The 16,865-nt window shown below is 57.2% G+C and carries 18 protein-coding genes; 16 read left to right on the top strand and 2 right to left on the bottom strand.

Annotated elements, in window-relative coordinates:
• Positions 1–310 precede the first annotated feature (310 nt).
• Complete coding sequence (locus QWY83_RS09465; protein ID WP_249945175.1) at positions 311–1,006, top strand: fumarylacetoacetate hydrolase family protein; 696 nt, start codon at positions 311–313, stop codon at positions 1,004–1,006.
• Positions 1,007–1,097: 91 nt separating this feature from the next.
• Entirely contained in the window at positions 1,098–1,859 is a 762-nt protein-coding gene (locus QWY83_RS09460; RefSeq protein ID WP_249945176.1) for an SDR family NAD(P)-dependent oxidoreductase, read from the top strand.
• 66 nt (positions 1,860–1,925) lie between these two features.
• On the opposite strand, the gene QWY83_RS09455 is transcribed toward QWY83_RS09460, so the two are convergent.
• Positions 1,926–4,076, bottom strand: coding sequence for an esterase-like activity of phytase family protein (locus QWY83_RS09455; protein ID WP_249945177.1), 2,151 nt, complete (start codon positions 4,074–4,076; stop codon positions 1,926–1,928).
• A 237-nt stretch (positions 4,077–4,313) separates the two neighbouring features.
• On the opposite strand from QWY83_RS09455, the gene phnC reads away from it, so the two are divergent.
• The 5 genes from phnC (at position 4,314) to QWY83_RS09430 (ending at position 8,988) form a co-directional block, all read left to right on the top strand.
• Positions 4,314–5,135: a phosphonate ABC transporter ATP-binding protein gene (phnC, locus tag QWY83_RS09450; protein ID WP_249945178.1), complete on the top strand. Its 822-nt coding sequence runs from the start codon at positions 4,314–4,316 to the stop codon at positions 5,133–5,135.
• A 68-nt stretch (positions 5,136–5,203) separates the two neighbouring features.
• A complete protein-coding gene (phnD, locus tag QWY83_RS09445; protein ID WP_249945179.1) occupies positions 5,204–6,115 on the top strand; it encodes a phosphonate ABC transporter substrate-binding protein in 912 nt (303 codons plus the stop codon).
• A 64-nt stretch (positions 6,116–6,179) separates the two neighbouring features.
• Positions 6,180–7,034, top strand: a complete 855-nt coding sequence (gene phnE, locus QWY83_RS09440; protein ID WP_249945180.1) for a phosphonate ABC transporter, permease protein PhnE — start codon at positions 6,180–6,182, stop codon at positions 7,032–7,034.
• Positions 7,031–8,368 carry a phosphonate ABC transporter, permease protein PhnE gene (gene phnE, locus QWY83_RS09435; protein WP_249945181.1) on the top strand — a complete coding sequence of 446 codons (1,338 nt, stop codon included), beginning with the start codon at positions 7,031–7,033 and terminating at the stop codon, positions 8,366–8,368. The genes phnE (QWY83_RS09440) and phnE (QWY83_RS09435) overlap by 4 nt, the downstream gene beginning before the upstream one ends.
• A 2-nt stretch (positions 8,369–8,370) precedes the next feature.
• Positions 8,371–8,988, top strand: a complete 618-nt coding sequence (locus QWY83_RS09430) for an LbetaH domain-containing protein (RefSeq protein WP_249945182.1) — start codon at positions 8,371–8,373, stop codon at positions 8,986–8,988.
• Here QWY83_RS09430 and phnF read toward each other — a convergent pair.
• The gene (gene phnF, locus QWY83_RS09425) at positions 8,985–9,698 is read right to left on the bottom strand and encodes a phosphonate metabolism transcriptional regulator PhnF (protein WP_249945183.1); all 714 of its coding nucleotides are present in this window, start codon (positions 9,696–9,698) and stop codon (positions 8,985–8,987) included. The genes QWY83_RS09430 and phnF overlap by 4 nt on opposite strands.
• Before the next feature lie 77 nt (positions 9,699–9,775).
• Here phnF and phnG point away from each other — a divergent pair, with 77 nt between their 5' ends.
• The 9 genes from phnG (at position 9,776) to QWY83_RS09380 (ending at position 16,682) form a co-directional block, all read left to right on the top strand.
• Entirely contained in the window at positions 9,776–10,216 is a 441-nt protein-coding gene (gene phnG, locus QWY83_RS09420) for a phosphonate C-P lyase system protein PhnG (RefSeq protein WP_249945184.1), read from the top strand.
• Positions 10,216–10,788 (top strand): phosphonate C-P lyase system protein PhnH, encoded by a 573-nt coding sequence (gene phnH / locus QWY83_RS09415; RefSeq protein WP_249945185.1) that lies wholly within the window; start codon positions 10,216–10,218, stop codon positions 10,786–10,788. The genes phnG and phnH overlap by 1 nt, the downstream gene beginning before the upstream one ends.
• Complete coding sequence (locus QWY83_RS09410; protein WP_249945186.1) at positions 10,788–11,876, top strand: carbon-phosphorus lyase complex subunit; 1,089 nt, start codon at positions 10,788–10,790, stop codon at positions 11,874–11,876. Before phnH ends, QWY83_RS09410 begins: the two co-directional genes overlap by 1 nt.
• The gene (locus QWY83_RS09405; RefSeq protein ID WP_249945187.1) at positions 11,873–12,745 is read left to right on the top strand and encodes an alpha-D-ribose 1-methylphosphonate 5-phosphate C-P-lyase PhnJ; all 873 of its coding nucleotides are present in this window, start codon (positions 11,873–11,875) and stop codon (positions 12,743–12,745) included. Before QWY83_RS09410 ends, QWY83_RS09405 begins: the two co-directional genes overlap by 4 nt.
• Positions 12,746–12,747: 2 nt before the next feature.
• On the top strand, positions 12,748–13,521 hold the full coding sequence (gene phnK / locus QWY83_RS09400; protein WP_249945733.1) for a phosphonate C-P lyase system protein PhnK: 774 nt from the start codon (positions 12,748–12,750) through the stop codon (positions 13,519–13,521).
• Between the two features lie 2 nt (positions 13,522–13,523).
• Entirely contained in the window at positions 13,524–14,207 is a 684-nt protein-coding gene (gene phnL / locus QWY83_RS09395) for a phosphonate C-P lyase system protein PhnL (protein WP_249945188.1), read from the top strand.
• A complete protein-coding gene (gene phnN / locus QWY83_RS09390) occupies positions 14,204–14,722 on the top strand; it encodes a phosphonate metabolism protein/1,5-bisphosphokinase (PRPP-forming) PhnN (protein ID WP_249945189.1) in 519 nt (172 codons plus the stop codon). The genes phnL and phnN overlap by 4 nt, the downstream gene beginning before the upstream one ends.
• An 84-nt stretch (positions 14,723–14,806) precedes the next feature.
• Positions 14,807–15,946 carry an alpha-D-ribose 1-methylphosphonate 5-triphosphate diphosphatase gene (locus QWY83_RS09385; protein WP_249945190.1) on the top strand — a complete coding sequence of 380 codons (1,140 nt, stop codon included), beginning with the start codon at positions 14,807–14,809 and terminating at the stop codon, positions 15,944–15,946.
• Between the two features lie 109 nt (positions 15,947–16,055).
• Complete coding sequence (locus QWY83_RS09380) at positions 16,056–16,682, top strand: SGNH/GDSL hydrolase family protein (RefSeq protein WP_105234420.1); 627 nt, start codon at positions 16,056–16,058, stop codon at positions 16,680–16,682.
• The last annotated feature ends 183 nt before the right edge of the window (positions 16,683–16,865 follow it).

Here is a 16,865-nt window from a genome sequence, read left to right as displayed (position 1 = left end):
GGGTGGAGCAGCCCGGTAGCTCGTCAGGCTCATAACCTGAAGGTCGTAGGTTCAAATCCTACCCCCGCAACCAAAACAAATTCTTCAATACATTCAGTGCCTAGTAACCCCAAAAAAGGGGCTGTCCGCGTTTGCCCCATCGAAAGCTGCAGTAACGCCGCTAGACCGCCTTTGCTCGTCAGTTTCGTTATAAATATCTATTCCAGAGTCACTCTTTCGGCCTAAAATATGTACCTGTTCTCATAGGATCATTTTACATTGAACGTCTAAGGCTATCACCGTTCCTTTACCTTCCAGATCAGGACCTCCCATGACCGCTCACTTGTTTCAGTTGCCCGAGGCTCTCACGGTCCCCGTAAAGGGTGAAACGGCGCAGTATCCTGTGGGACGTATCTTCTGTGTCGGGCGCAATTATGCTGCTCATGCCGAAGAGATGGGGTATGAGGTTGATCGCGAGGCTCCGTTCTATTTCACAAAGTCGTCCTCTGCTGCGATCCTGTCGGGTACGACGGCGGCTTATCCGCTGGGTACTGAAAATTACCATTACGAAATGGAATTGGCCTTGGTCATCGGGTCGGACGTTGCTCGAGCAACGCCTGATGAGGCGGTTGCTGCGATATATGGGTATTGCTGTGCGCTCGACATGACGCGCCGCGATTTGCAGCTGAAAGAACGGGTGAAACAGCGGCCTTGGGACTTGGGCAAGGACGTTGAACAGTCTGCTGTGTTTTCCACCATCACCAAGGCAACTGATTTTACGCCCGCCGATCAGCGCATCCATTTGTCGGTTAACGGCGACCTTAAACAGGACTCGTCGCTCTCCTTGCTTGTTCACAAGGTGGCAGACATAGTTGCTGATCTGTCCAAATATTATCACCTTCGTGCTGGCGATGTGATCCTAACGGGCACACCAGAAGGTGTCGGACCCGTCGTCCCAGGTGATGTGATTAGCGGTGGGATCGACGGGCTTGAACCGATTTCACTGACGATCGGTGCGTCGATTTGACCGCCAAGGTTTCCTTTCCGTAACGTTAGGAAACTATTGAACCCCAAATACTTGGGCGACCTAATAAGCGGGATGTTTGAGGGAGGACTTTATGGATATTTCGGGGCAGGTGGCCATCGTAACAGGTGGCGGCAGTGGTCTAGGTGCGGCAACGGCGCGGTATTTGGCATCCAAAGGCGCAAAGATCGGGATTCTGGACTTTGACGGTGCTGCAGGGGCAGCGGTCGCGTCCGAGGTGGGAGGTCTATCAGTTCAGGTTGATGTGGGCGATGCCGCGGAGGTCGAAGCCGCCATTGATACCATCGTATCTCAACTTGGCGCACCACGTGTCGTTGTGAATTGCGCTGGCATTGCGAATGCTGCTCGCATGGTGGGGCGTGAAGGTAAACTAGCCGTCGACCTGTTCGAGCGTGTGATCCGCGTCAACCTGATTGGCACATTCAACGTGATGTCTTATGCGACGCGGGCGATGATGGACCTGCCGTTACTCGAAAATGGTGAGCGTGGCGTGATCATCAACACCTCGTCCGCAGCCTATCAGGATGGTCAAGTGGGGCAGGCGGCCTATTCGGCGTCAAAGGGTGGCGTGGCGTCGATGTGTCTACCGCTGGCGCGTGAACTGGCGCAATCGGCCGTGCGTGTCATGGCGATTGCACCCGGTTTGTTCGGCACGCCAATGATGATGAGCCTACCGACAGAGGTCACTGACGCGATCATTAAAAACGTGCCGCACCCAGCGCGTCTCGGGCAGCCGGACGAGTTTGGCCTCTTGGTCAGCCAGATCATCGAGAACCCATATCTGAACGGTGAAGTGATCCGTCTAGATGGGGCGACGCGTCTGCCGCCGCGATAACGGCAGACAGAAGTAGCAAAAAGGGGCGCGGTTGCGCCCCTTTTCGTGTTTCTGGATATGGCGATCTTAGAACTGGCCGATCGACCAGAAGAACGTCTCGCCCGAGCTATCATCAACGCCGTCGTTGTCGGTCGACATCCATGTGGTGCCGTCTTGCATGATTGCCATGCCTTCGATCTTGTCGACAACGTAGCCGCCGTTCGATGCCAGATCAGGGATCAGGTCGTAGACGACTTCTTTGGTAACAACCGGCAGGTCGCCGCCCAGTGGTGCAGGCACCATTTCGGACAGAGCAACGCGGGTCACTTGCTTTACGACAGCATTCTCACCGATCTGGTTGTCGCGTTCGATCAGGTAAACGTAGTCGCCGTGAGCCTGAATTTCCGACAGGCCGATCCAGCCCGTTTTAACCGCGTCCAGCGGATAGCGAACTGCGCCCCATTCCTCGGTGGTGGTGTTATACGACACCAGTTTCACAAAGCCTTTGTCGTCGTCAGCCCACTCGCGCTGAACGGCCATCCAAAGGGTGTCGCCGACCAGAGTGATGCCTTCAAAACCAAAGCGTTTTTCAACAGCCAGAAGCTCTGCTGGAAGTGCGATTTCTTCTTTGATCTGGCCGTTGGCCTTCACGTGGTAGATCGCGTGGGGAACCAGACGGTCGGTGCGGCCTTCGGATGCGATCCAAAAACCGCCTTCGCCGTCCAGCGTGATGCCTTCCATGTCCATCTTCTGCGCCGGATAGCCTGCGCGGGTCACGTCAGTTGCTGCGATGATACGAGCAGGTGTTTGGCTCGGGTCGATGGTGAAGATGCGCGGCTGGTAGCCATAGAAGCTGTCGTTGACGGCGTAGATCATCCCGTCTTCGTCAGCGACCATGCCAGAGATTGCGCCCCAACCGATCAGTTCGTCAGCGCCTTCAGAGGTCAGCTGCGGGTAAGCTGCTGGTGCGTCCTGAAGTTCGTAGATCATGACGTGTGCACGTGCTGCGCCGTCTTCGCCAAGGTCAACTTCGTTCGCGGTAGCAAGAAGGCCGCGCTCTGGGATTGCAATCGCGCCCTCAGGCGAAATACCCGACGGCAGAACCTGTTTAAATACAGGGTTGGTCGCGTCGGTCACGTCGTAGACGGTGATGGTCGAGGCGCGTTCCGACAGGATAAAGGCGTAGGTGGTGTCGCCAAAGGTCGCGACTTCCATGCCTTCAGGCTCAACGCCTTTGGCATCGGAACGTTTGTCTGGGTAGTGGCCTGCTTGGATGATCGGGGTTTCAAAGGCGTTGCCAGATTCCCAAACCAAAGTGCCGTCTTTGTGGAACACTGTGACCGAACGCGAACCGCCGTCCATGTCGCCTTCGTTTGCGATCATAACGTGGTTGTCGTCGATCCACTGAAGGCCATCGGGCTCGCGTAGGCGACCAGGCTGGCTTTCGTTAAAGATCAGCGCGCCGCGTTCGTCGGTTGCGTCGATATTGACCAGATCAACAGAACCAGCCGAGAATTCGTTCTGAACCGAACCGTCAGCGTTCAGGATAACGATCGAGTTGTTTTCCTGCATTGTGACGGCGATTTCGCCGAGGCTGTTGACGTCGACGAACTCGGGCTCTGGATCTTCGGGTGCGATGTCGCTGAGGCCAGAGACGTCGATTTTTACGAGGCTATCGCAAGCCAATGCATCGCCAGAAAGACCAACGGTGACCATGTAGCCGGCAGGCATCTGGCCAACGCGACCGTCGCCGAGGTCTTCGTCACGTTCGTTTTCGATAGCGACCGTTACCATATCGCCAGCGTGGGTGTGCGCGGTCGAGTCAGGCTGACCGCCGAGGTCGCATTCACCAGTGACTGAACCGTCAGAGAGGTTTACAGAAACCAGCTTGCCCGACGGATTGGTGTAAGATTCAGAAGTGTTCACCGCAACGTAAGCGGTGTTGCCGACGACGGTTACAGAGGTCGGCTCTCCGCCCACGTCCACTTTGCCTTTGGCCTGCGGGTTTGTCGCGTCAGTGATGTCGATCAGACCAACAACGCCCAGCGGGCTGTCGGTATAGATTAATGTCATGCCATCGTCAGACGCGGCGATGATTTCGGCAGAGGATTCTGCAGAGGCATCGGCGTTGTTATGCGGCGTCGCAAACGATGCGATGCGGTTAAAGTTCATCTCTGCCGATGCTTGGCCAGCAGCCAAAGCGAGGATCGACGTAATGCAGACGGATTTAAAGGTCATGCGAAACTCTCTGTCGGAAATTGAAAGACAGAATTCGCATGAAGGGCCTGTGTAACCCCTGATTAAAGCAACGGTAACACTCCTGTAAAATCACAATCTACACGCTGTTTTGCAGTCTGCGGCCACGCGCTGAGGTGTCGTAAAACTGAATCTTTGCTGTCGCTAAAGGTTCATAGGCATGAGAATTTCCTGTCACAAACCATGCGTATCCCCCGTCGAAGCAAAACAGGGGATGGTATGCAACTCAACGTAAACAGCGTGACCAAGCGCTTCGGTGATAAAGCGGCAGTCGACAACATTTCTTTTTCTGTCGAAGGCGCGCAGTTCGTAGGCATCATTGGCCGCTCTGGTGCGGGTAAATCGACGTATCTGCGTATGATGAACCGCCTGACTGATGCGACCGAGGGTCAGATCGTTGTTGATGGCGTTGATGTGCTGGCACTGCAGGGCAAAGAGAAACGCGACTGGCAGAGCCAATGCGCGATGGTCTTCCAGCAGTTCAACCTTGTCCCGCGTATGGATGTTGTGTCGAACGTGTTGCATGGCCTTTTGGGTCGCCGTTCAACGCTGACCAGTGTGCTGAACCTTTGGTCGAGCCAAGACATCACCCGTGCCCTCGAAATTCTCGACCGCTTGGGTATCGCTGAACAGGCGGCAAAGCGGGCCGAGGCGTTGTCGGGTGGCCAACAGCAGCGTGTCGCCATTGCCCGTGCTCTGATGCAAGACCCCAAGATCATCCTTGCCGACGAACCGATTGCCTCGCTCGACCCGATGAACGCGCAGATCGTGATGGACACGCTCAAGCGCATCAACGTCGAAGACGGCCGCATGGTGATGGCGAACCTCCATACCCTCGATACGGCGCGTCGTTATTGCGACCGCGTGATCGGGATGCGGGACGGTCGCATCGTGTTTGATGGCACCCCTAGTCAACTGACCCAAGACGTTGCTCGCGACATCTACGGTGCAGACGAAAGCTTTTCCGAGAGTGCGACCTCGACAGAGATCGGGTCGCTGGCTCCTGCAACAGAATACGCAGCCGCACTATTGAGCGACTGAGTAGCCACAGGCAAAGGCCGCGTGATGGCCGCGCCAATTCGAATGATATGTTCCCTTTGGAGACGACCATGAAAAAGATCCTTTCCGTTGCACTCGCAACTACCGTTCTGGCTGGCGCTGCTGCCGCTCAGGAAATCACTGAATTCAACATCGGTATCCTCGGCGGTGAAAACGCGCAGGACCGTATGAACTCCTACGCTTGCCTTCAGAACTACGCATCTGAAGCACTCGGCGTTGACGTTAAACTCTTCGCTCCTGCTGACTACGACGGCGTTATCCAGGGTCTTCTGGGCGGCACCATCGACATGGCTTGGCTCGGCGCTTCGGGTTACGCAAAAGTTTACCTGACCGACCCTGATGCTGTTTCGCCAGTTCTGGTTAAAGCGAACCTCGACGGTTCTTACACCTACCATTCGATCGGTTTCGCACGCGCTGACAGCGGCATCACCTCGCTCGAAGACGTTCAGGGCAAAGTATTCGGCTTCGGTGATCCGAACTCCACCTCTGGCTTCCTGATCCCGTCGGTAGAAATTCCGCAGGCAACTGGCCACTCGATGGAATCCGGCGACTACTTCGGCGAAGTTCGCTTCACCGGCGGTCACGAGCAAACCATCGTTGCTGTTAACAACGGCGACATCGACGCGGGCGTGACCTGGGCTGACGGTCAGGGCAACTGGGAAGACGGCTACAACTCGGGCGCTCTGCGCAAAGCAGTTGACGCTGGCCTCGTTGACATGAACGACCTCGTTCAAATCTGGATGTCGAAACCGATCCCAGAAGGCCCTGTTGTTCTCCGCAACGCACTGCCGGAAGACGTAAAAGCAACCATGACCGCGCTGGTCGAAGGTCTGCAAGCTGCTGACCCAGATTGCGCATACGGCGTTGCTGCTGGCGATACCTCTGGTTTCGTTCCGATCACTCACGACTACTACGAAACCATCATCGAAGTACGTCGTCAGCAGATCGCTAACGGTTCCTAATCAAACCAATGACCCGAAGGCGGCATCAGTCTGCCTTCGGGTTTTTCATATCCGGGACATACTAATGACGGCACACACCGTATCTGGCACGGCAGAGTATCTCGCTCTGGTCCGCCGCCGCCGCCTTTATGGGGCCATTCTGGTCGCGCTCTTCTTTGTGCTTTTTGCGAGCGGGTTCACCGTTGCCGAAGATCGCAATGCAGGCGGATTTCTAGACGGTTTGCACCGCATTTTTGATTTCCCAAAAGAGATTTTCGCTGAGGCCTTCACGAACTGGCAGAACCTGCCGCGTCTGTTCGTGGCTGCAATCCCGTCCCTGATCGAGACCCTGAATATCGCAGCGATTGCAACTTTGTTCGGTGGCCTCTTGGGGATGGCTCTGGCCTTTTTGTCGACGCGTGGTCTGGCCCTTTGGCCGCGCCTGACACCCGTTTTCCGCCGCATCATGGATACCATGCGCGCTGTGCCTGAGATCGTTATCGCACTGGTTTTGATCTTCCTCTTGGGCGTCGGACCTGTCCCCGCGATGATCGCGATTGCGTTCCACACGGCGGGCGCATTGGGCAAACTGTTTTCCGAAGCGGCAGAAAACGTGGATTTGAAACCCGTTGAAGGCCTGGCGTCGGTCGGTGGCAATTGGTTCCAGCGCATCTGGTTCGGCGTGATGCCTCAGGTCGCGCCGAACTGGTCTTCCTACGCACTTTTGCGGTTCGAGATTAACATTCGCGCCTCGGCGATCCTTGGCTTCGTTGGGGCTGGTGGTTTGGGCTACGACCTGAAAACCGCGCTCCAGTGGGGGCAGGGGAAATACGATCAAGTGGTCGCGATTTTCGCGATCCTATTCCTGACCATCATGATCGTTGACCACTTGTCTGACCGTGCCCGTCAACGTCTGGTAAAGGGAGGGGCATTGGTATGACCACAGCATCCGAAAATTTCGATACCGTCGGTTTGAAGCAGTCCATTGAGGGCACTTTTCGGTTCCGCAAATGGCGCAGCATCGCGGTGCCCTTCGCGATTCTCGGTTACCTGATCTACGTGTTCTTCGCGTTCGACGTTGCGGGGCTCGCGTCTCGTGCGCGTCCAGAGAATGCTGCGGTCCTACTTGGTGACTTTTGGTCCTACAAGACCCACATCACGCGCGATAACCGGTCTGGTGACGTGGTTGCTTCGGTCGAGGGCGAACGCAAAGGGACATACCCTGCAGGCGAAGGCCCAGAATGGGTGGCGATGGGTGAAACCACGGCCATCTCACTCTACGGTGATGCGTCTGTTCAATATCTTCCTGAAAATACGGCCGTCATCAATGTTCCTGACTTTGGTGAAATCACGACCCAAGTGAATGCGCGCGCTGTGGTGCTCAGGCTCCCTGACGGTAAAGACATTCCAGAGTGGATGAGCGTCTCTCGCAATCGCGTGTCGATCGACCAAGGTAACTGGCGGTTCTCTATGACCCCCGCACGGACCGAAGTGTTCCGCTATCAAGCGGGCTGGGAGCTGTTCTTCTTTACCCTCGATAGTCCGTTCTACGGCAAATCAGTTGGAGAATTGATCGCGCTTGCCATCTGGGAGCCGCGTGTGACCGCAGAGCATTCCAACATCGTCGCGATGATCGACGGATTTTGGAACAACAAAATGTGGCGCCATGGCGATGTGTTCTGGGCGATGGGTGAAACGGTTCTGATGGCGTTCATCGGCACGATGGGGGCAGGGATGATCGCGTTCCCGCTGGCCTTTTTTGCGGCGTCGAACTTTGCGCCTGCGGTTTGGCTACGCCTCACATGCCGCCGACTGTTCGACTTCTTGCGCGGAGTTGATGGCCTGATCTGGACGGTCATTCTGTCCCGAGCGTTTGGCCCTGGTCCGATGACGGGTTCCTTGGCGATCCTGCTGACGGATACGGGCACCTTCGGGAAGACCTTCTCTGAGGCGCTGGAAAACATCGACAACAAACAGGTCGAAGGCATCCAGTCCACGGGCGCGAATATGATCCAACGGATGCGCTTTGGCGTGATCCCGCAGGTCCTCCCGCTGATCCTGTCGCAGCTTCTCTATTACTTTGAATCGAACACCCGTTCGGCCACTGTGATTGGTGCGCTTGTCGGTGGCGGTATCGGTCTTTTGCTGACGCAGGCGATCATCACGCAAAAGGACTGGGAAGAGGTGTGCTATTACATGATCCTAGTCGTACTGACGGTTATGATCATGGACACGATCTCGGGCTGGATCCGTAAGAAATTCATCAAAGGGTAATCATGCCGAAACTCTCTGCGACCGAACCGTTTGTTCACCCTGACTGCGAGATCGGCAATTCCACCTTTGGGGCCTATGTTGAAATCGGCAAAGGTAGCCGCGTTCTGAATTCGACGTTCGAGGATTATTCCTACTGTGACCGTTACGCTGACGTGGCGAACACGACGGTTGGTAAATTCGCGAATATCGCGGCCTTCACGCGGATTGGGCCGACGGATCACCCGTATCGGAATGCGGCGCAGCACCATTTCCTCTATCGGTCGTCCTATTATTTCGACGGCGTCGAGGATGATCCGGCGTTCTTTGAACACCGCGCATCACGGCGGAGCACGTTGGGCGCGGATTGCTGGATTGGGCATGGGGCGATCATCAAGCCAGAGATCACCATCGGCATCGGTGCCGTCGTCGCATCCGGCGCGGTCGTGACCAAGGACGTTTCGCCGTTCATGATCGTGGCGGGTGTTCCCGCACAGCCAGTGAAAATGCGGTTTGAACAGTCGGTCGCGGATCGGCTCTTGGACCTCGCGTGGTGGGATTGGCCCCATGATCGGCTCAAGGACGCATTGAATGACTTCCGCCGTTTGCGGGCAGAAGAGTTCCTAGAGCGTTACGAGGACTAATGTCCGTCGTTCGCAACGGTTAGCGCGACGCGATCACCGACAAACCAGCTTAACCCGTATTCAATCGGCACACCGTCGCGGTCGACGTTGATCGCTTCGGTCCGCAAAAGTGGTGATCCTTCGCTGACCTTTAACATGCCAGCACGCGGCCCTTTGGCGATGGTCGCGGTGATGCGGGTTGAATGGCGGGTGTAGTCGGTCACACCAAGCCGTTCGAGCGTTTTAGAAATCGACCGCTCGGTCTCCATGATCTGGGGGAGGTCCGCAAACCTTTGGGCGGGCAGGGCAGAAATAAAGTGACAGATGGGCAGGGCATCGCCCGACGAAATCCCTTCGAGCACATGGACCATATCAACGCCCAAAGCCTCGCGTTCTTCGGCTTTAGCAGGGCGTGTTTCGATGCGGATCACTTGCCGTGACGGAGCACGCCCCGTCGCTGCGATGTTCTGGTGAAACCGCACACGTGCGCCGAGCTGGTAGTCGGCAGGCGGGTTCGAAGCGACGAACACGCCAGACCCGCGCTGTGACACCGTTATCCCGTCTTCGTTCAGAGACGCGAGGGCATGGCGCACGGTGTGACGATTGACGCCGAACCGCGCCGATAGCTGCGCCTCAGTCGGGAGCTTTGTTCCTGCGGGATAAAGGCCTTCGCCAATTTCATCTTTTAGAGTTTGGGCAATCGACAGCCACACAGGATTTTTGCGTGTCATGAAACCTTCATTTGCGAAATGGCGACGAATCTAGCAATATTTGTCTAGTTGTATAGATAGGTAGACAAATCGTCAAGATGTCCACACTGACCACAGACACCCGCAAATCATACATGGGCCTACTGGCGCGTGCTCGCCCAGAGCGGCTCGAACAGTTGTTGCCCGATCTTCCTGCGCACGATTGGCTGCGCCGTCCCGAGATTGGCACAACGATGGTGCGCGGTCGGATCGGCGCGACAGGTGCGCCGTTTAACCTTGGCGAGATGACCGTGACGCGCTGTGCGCTCAAACTGTCCGATGGCACGGTTGGGCACGCTTATGTCCAAGGGCGCGATCAGGGCCACGCGACACGCGCGGCGATTGTTGATGCGCTGATGCAAACCGAAGGCGTGGAGCAAGTCGACGCGACCATCCTCGCGCCGCTTCGTGCGGAAGAGGCTGAGAAACGCACCTCTCGAGCAGAGAAAGCCGCAGCGACCAAGGTCGAGTTCTTCACAATGGTTCGAGGAGAAGACTGATGTTCGAAGCCGAAGTTCTATCGGGTGGATTTTCTAACCCAGCCCAAGACAGCGCCCGCGCATTTCGTGCCTGCCTCGACGCGATGGCCCGTCCGGGGCGTATCCAGCAGATCGCAGGCGCGGTCCCTCCCGCGCCTTTGTCGCCCGCCGCTGGCGCGATCCTTTTGACGCTCGCGGATGCGACGACACCGATTTTCATCGCCAAGAGCCACGATACTGAAGCCGTCCGCAGATGGATCGCGTTTCATTGCTCGGCCCCAGTCGTCGCGGCGAGTGATGCCGATTTCGCGATTGGCACGTGGGACGCGCTGCAGCCCGTATCGCAGTTCGCAATCGGCACGGCGGAATATCCAGATCGGTCTGCAACATTGATCGTCGAATGCGAGGATATTTCGGCACCGACGGCCACCCTTTCTGGCCCTGGGATCGAGACGACGCAGACCGCTTATCTGCCCAACCTCGACGCCTTTGTCGCAAACAGTGCGCAATTCCCGTTGGGTTTTGACTGTTACTTCACTGCGGGCAACCAACTGTCGGCCCTTCCGCGTAGCACGAAAGTGGAGGCACTCTGATGTATGTCGCAACCAAAGGCGGTGAACGCGCGATTGATGCGGCGCATCAGTGGCTCGCCGATGAACGGCGGGGGGATCGTTCTGTTCCTGAACTGAGCGTTGCCCAAATCCGCGAACAAATGGCACTGGCTGTGAACCGTGTGATGGCGGAAGGCTCGCTATACGATCCTGACCTTGCTGCACTGGCGATCAAACAGGCGCGGGGCGATCTGATTGAAGCAGTGTTCCTGATCCGCGCCTACCGCACGACCCTGCCGCGTTTTGGGGCGTCTGTTCCGGTCGAGACGGATCGCATGGACATCATTCGCCGCATTTCGGCAACGTTTAAGGACGCGCCGGGTGGTCAAATCCTCGGGCCGACCTTCGACTACACGCACCGTCTGCTCGATTTCAAACTCATGGCGGATGGCGAGGCACCAGAGGCGCTGCGCAAAGAGGCGGATGCCGTGGTCGCGCCGCATATCCTGCAGCTCCTCGATCAAGATGGGCTGATGGAACCGCTGACGGATGGCGACGAAACACCGCCTGACCTCACTCGCGAGCCTCTCGAAATGCCAGCAGATCGCCCGCTGCGTTTGCAGGCCTTGGCGCGTGGCGACGAAGGGTTTGTCCTGTCGATGGCCTATTCGACCCAGCGTGGCTACGGACGCACGCACGCCTTTGTCGGCGAATTGCGGATCGGCACTTGTGCAGTTGAGATGGAGATTCCTGAGCTGGGGTTTGCCGTTGAGATCGGAGAGATCGAACTGACCGAATGTGAGACGGTGAACCAATTCACAGGATCCAAATCCGAACCACCGCAATTCACGCGGGGCTACGGTTTGGTCATGGGCCAATCAGAGCGCAAGTCGATCTCGATGAGCCTCGTGGATCGTGCACTCCGTTGGGAAGAACTGGGCGAAGACAACGTCGGGGCGCCTGCCCAAGACGCGGAATTCGTCCTTTATCACTGTGACAATATTCAGGCGACGGGCTTCCTCGAGCATATCAAGCTGCCGCACTACGTGGACTTCCAATCCGAACTGGAACTCATCCGAAAACTCCGCCGCGAAGCTGCGGATGCTCAGGTCAAGGAGGCCGCAGAATGACGGATCAGGCCTATAACTTTGCCTATCTGGACGAGGCGACAAAGCGGATGATCCGCCGCGCGCTTCTCAAGGGCCTCGCGATCCCTGGCTATCAGGTGCCGTTTGCCAGCCGTGAAATGCCGATGCCCTATGGCTGGGGCACGGGCGGTGTGCAGGTCACGGCGGCGTGCCTGACGCCAGAGGATACTCTGAAGGTAATCGACCAAGGGGCTGATGATACGACGAACGCTGTATCGATCCGCAAATTCTTTGAGCGGACCGCGCAGGTTCAAACCTCGGAAACCACGGCAGAGGCGACCGTTATTCAGACCCGTCACCGCATTCCAGAGGTCGCACTGACCGAGGGCCAAATCCTCGTGTATCAGGTGCCGATCCCAGAGCCGCTCCGCTTCCTTGAGCCCCGCGAAAGCGAAACGCGTCGTATGCATGCGCTCGAAGAATACGGGCTGATGCATGTGAAGCTCTACGAGGATATCGCCCGCCACGGCGCGATTGCGACCTCTTACGCTTATCCCGTGAAGGTCGAGGGGCGCTATGTCATGGACCCGTCGCCGATCCCGAAATTTGATAACCCGAAACTGGGTGGCAATGCTGCGATCCAACTGTTCGGCGCTGGGCGTGAACAACGCATCTATGCGCTGCCGCCGTATACCGATGTCGTGAGCCTTGATTTCGAGGATCACCCCTTTGACCCAAGCAAGGCGGATCACGCCTGTGATCTTTGCGGGTCGGAGGTGAGCTACCTCGACGAAGTGATCACCGATGACAAAGGCAGCCGCATCTTTGTGTGTTCCGACACCAGTTATTGCACCACCCGTCAGGACGAGGGTCACACGGGCCGCTTGTCGCCAGAAGGAGAAGCGGCATGACCATGCATGATGTATCTCTCGATCAACCGCTTTTCCGCGTTGAAGGCCTAACCAAACGCTATGGTAAGCGGATCGGCTGTGCCGACGTCAGTTTCGACCTCTGGCCGGGTGAAGTGCTCGGCATTGTGGGGGAATCTGGGTCGGGTAAGTCGACGCTCTTGGGATGTTTGGCAGGGCATATGCAAGCGGACGAGGGAAAGATCCTCTACCGTGGGCGCAATACGCTGACCATGCCAGAGCCTGAACGTCGCGTGCTGTCCCGCACCGAATGGGCCTTTGTTCACCAGAACCCGCGCGATGGTTTGCGGATGGGTGTTTCGGCTGGCGGCAACGTGGGCGAACGTCTGATGGCGATTGGTGCGCGGAACTACGGTGACATCCGTGAAACCGCGGCCGATTGGCTGGGCCGCGTTGAGATTGCAGGCGAACGCATTGACGACCGTCCGCGCCAATTCTCGGGCGGGATGCAGCAGCGTTTGCAGATTGCACGGAACCTCGTCACTTCGCCCCGACTGGTGTTCATGGATGAACCAACAGGTGGTCTGGATGTGTCGGTGCAGGCGCGTCTTTTGGACCTTCTGCGGGGGCTCGTGCGTGACATGGGGCTCTCTGTGATTATCGTGACCCATGACCTTGCGGTTGCCCGCCTTTTGGCCGACCGTTTGATGGTGATGAAGGATGGCCACGTGATCGAACACGGGCTGACCGATCAGGTGCTCGATGATCCGCAGGCAGCCTATACCCAACTTCTTGTTTCTTCCGTCTTGCAGGTGTGACCATGATCGAGATCGAAAACCTCTCAAAAAGCTTCACCCTGCATAATCAAGGGGGCGCAGTCATTCCTGTCATGGCTGGTGCTCACCTGCGGGTCGAACCAGGGGAGTGTGTGGCGCTCACGGGTCAATCGGGCGCTGGTAAATCTACGCTTATGCGGATGATTTACGGGAACTACCTCGCAGCCTCTGGTTCGATCCGTATTGGAGGCGTCGATGTGGCCACCGTCACCCCGCGCGATATCATTCGCCTGCGCCGTGAAACGCTCGGTTATGTCAGCCAGTACCTTCGCGTGGTACCTCGTGTACCGACCCGCACGGTGGTCGCAGAGCCGCTGTTGGCCTTGGGCAAACCCGAAGGTGAGGCGCATGCGCGGGCTGAGGAATTGCTCACGATGCTCAATATCCCCGAACGGCTCTGGTCACTGTCGCCCACGACGTTTTCGGGGGGGGAACAGCAGCGCGTGAACATCGCACGCGGCTTTGCCCATGAATACCCCGCGATGCTCCTCGATGAACCGACAGCCAGTTTGGATGCACGGAACCGCGATGTGGTCCTGTCCTTGATCGAGGGTGCAAAGGCGCGGGGCGCGGCTATCATCGGGATTTTCCACGATGAGGGTGCGCGGAACCAAGTTTGTGACCGTGTGGTGGACGTGACAGGCTTTACGCCCAAGGCGGCCGCATGATCATCGCTGTCGTTGGGCCATCTGGCGCAGGTAAGGATACGTTGATCACGGGCGCTCTGTCTGCGCGGCCTGATATCCAATTCGTGCGTCGAGTGATTACCCGCCCGACTGAAGCGGGAAGCGAAGATTTCGAAGGCGTGACCTTTGATGAATTTGCTGCCCGTAAAGCTGACGGAGAGTTCGCCCTCGATTGGGAAGCGCATGGCCTATGCTATGGCATCCCAAAGGATCAGACGACGGCTCCCTTCGTGATGTTCAACGGATCGCGTCAGGCGCTGGGCCTCGCAAAGTCTGTTTTCCCTGGTTTACGGGTCATCGTCGTGACAGCCCCTGATCATATTCTCGCTGACCGCCTCTCTGCCCGTGGCCGTGAAACGCGCGCCGATATCGAAAACCGTCTCAAACGCGCAACGTTCGAATTGCCCGAAGGGATCGATGCAACTGTCGTCGTCAATGACGGCACCGAGGCCGAAGGCATCACGCGCTTCCTCGCGGTTCTTGCCGATTTCAAATGAAAATTTCCCGCGTGTCATATGGCTGTGACGCACCGATGCGATGTGACCTGTCTACGCCGACACCCGAATTCTAGGATGTACCAAATGACTGACACAATCCTTGCAAACGCAACTGTTGTTCTGCCCGAAACTGTGGTGGCGGGCACCGTTGTGATCCGTGATGGCGAAATCGCTGATATTAGCGAAGGGCGCTCTGTCCCGACGGGAGCGATCAACTGTGAGGGTGACCTCGTGATGCCAGGTTTGATCGAGCTGCACACCGACAACCTCGAACGGCACCTCGAACCTCGGCCCAAGGTCGATTGGCCCCATAAGGCCGCGATCATCGCGCACGATGCGGAGCTCTGCTCTGTCGGGATTACTACCGTGTTCGACGCCCTGCGCGTTGGGTCGGTGACGAAGAAGTCGGGTGACTACAAAAAATACGCGCGCGAGGTTGCGACCGAGCTTTTGGATATGCGGTCTCGCAATGCCTTGCGCATTTCGCACTATATTCACCTGCGTGCGGAAACCTGTTCTGAGACGCTGATCGAAGAGTTGGACAGCTTCACCGCCGAAGACCGCGTCGGGATCGTCAGCCTGATGGACCACACACCGGGGGCACGACAGTTTCGGAACCTTGATAAGTTGAAAGAATATTATCAGGGCAAGCATGGCATGTCGGATGATGACTTTGATGTTCATGTGTCCCATCAGTTGGCGCTGAAAGAGAAATTCGGTACCGCCCACGAGGCAGCGTCAGTTGAAGGCGCACGTCGTTTGGGGGCCGTACTGGCGAGCCATGACGACACCCTTGCTGAACACGTAGTGACGTCCAAGCAATACGGTGTGACCTTTGCAGAGTTTCCGACAACGATTGAGGCAGCGCAGGCCTGCAACGATCACGGAATCGCCGTGATGATGGGGGCGCCGAACTTGATCCGTGGTGGGTCGCACTCTGGCAATGTGGCTGCGCTTGTGTTGGCCGAGGCAGACCTCCTGGACATCGTGTCGTCGGATTACGTCCCCGGTGCGCTTTTATCCTCGGCTCTGTTGTTGGGCGATCTTTGGGGCGATGTAGCGCGTGGTGTTCGCACTGTTACCGCCGCACCGGCCAAGGCCGTCGGTCTAACCGATCGTGGTCGCATTGAGGTTGGGAAACGCGCTGACGTGATCCGTGTAAAACGGGTTGATGGCACAGGCACCATCCACGGTGTTTGGGTGAAGGGTCAGCGCGTCGGCTGATCCATCCCGCGGCTCTCCTAATTCTCTAAGCCCCGAACATATTGCTGGCATCTACTTCGAAAAGCTGGAGTAATCGGCACCTAGTGGGAACAGTCTAAAGGGGGAGCCGATGACACGGGTTTTAGCGTTTGGGGATAGTCTCACGTGGGGGCACCGCCCCGAAGATGCCGCACGACATGCGCCAGAGTTTCTGTGGCCTAACATCGTTGCAGGACGCCTTGGCGTCGAAGTGATCTCTGAGGCGCTGGGCGGTCGCACGACGGCATTTGATGATCACACGGGTCCCTGTGATCGCAACGGGTCTGTGGTGCTGCCGATCCTGTTGCAGAGTCATTCGCCGCTGGACCTCGTCGTAATTATGCTCGGCACGAATGACCTAAAGACCGACGTCTGTGGGTCCGCAACTGGGGCCACTGCGGGGATGAAACGGTTGGCGCAAATCATCCGGCATTATCCCTATGGCGCGTCCGGCTCTGTTCCGAAAATTCTATTCGTGGCACCTCCGCCCTGCGTGATTGGTCCAGATGGCAAAACGGGCAGCGGGCGAGATGTCGCGGAAACCCGACTGCTTGCTCCGATGTATAAAGCCGCCGCCGAGGAACTGGGCGTCGCGTTCTTTGACGCGGGCACGGTCGCGCAGGCGTCGCCGATTGATGGGGTGCATTTGGATGCTGCAAACACAGCGGCCATTGGTGACGCGCTCGTCGCACCGATCAAAGCTATTTTGGGTCTATGACGCAAAACCAGAGGCAGGCGGAGCAGTCCGTCTGTCGTCTAATCGTAATGTTGGGGAAAAGTGGCAGCCCGTAGGGAACTCTGGTGTTTGTTCCATTTAGGTGCATGAATTCCATATGTCCTTAATTTGTTGAGGTTTTTGCTTTCAATTTGTCTCATGATATGCATTCTGTAGTAAGGTGTT

This window comes from Marivivens donghaensis, from assembly GCF_030410045.1.
Taxonomy (GTDB): Bacteria; Pseudomonadota; Alphaproteobacteria; order Rhodobacterales; family Rhodobacteraceae; genus Marivivens; species Marivivens donghaensis.
The sequence above is the reverse complement of the archived record's forward strand: the minus strand, read 5'-3'. Positions and strand labels throughout refer to the sequence as shown.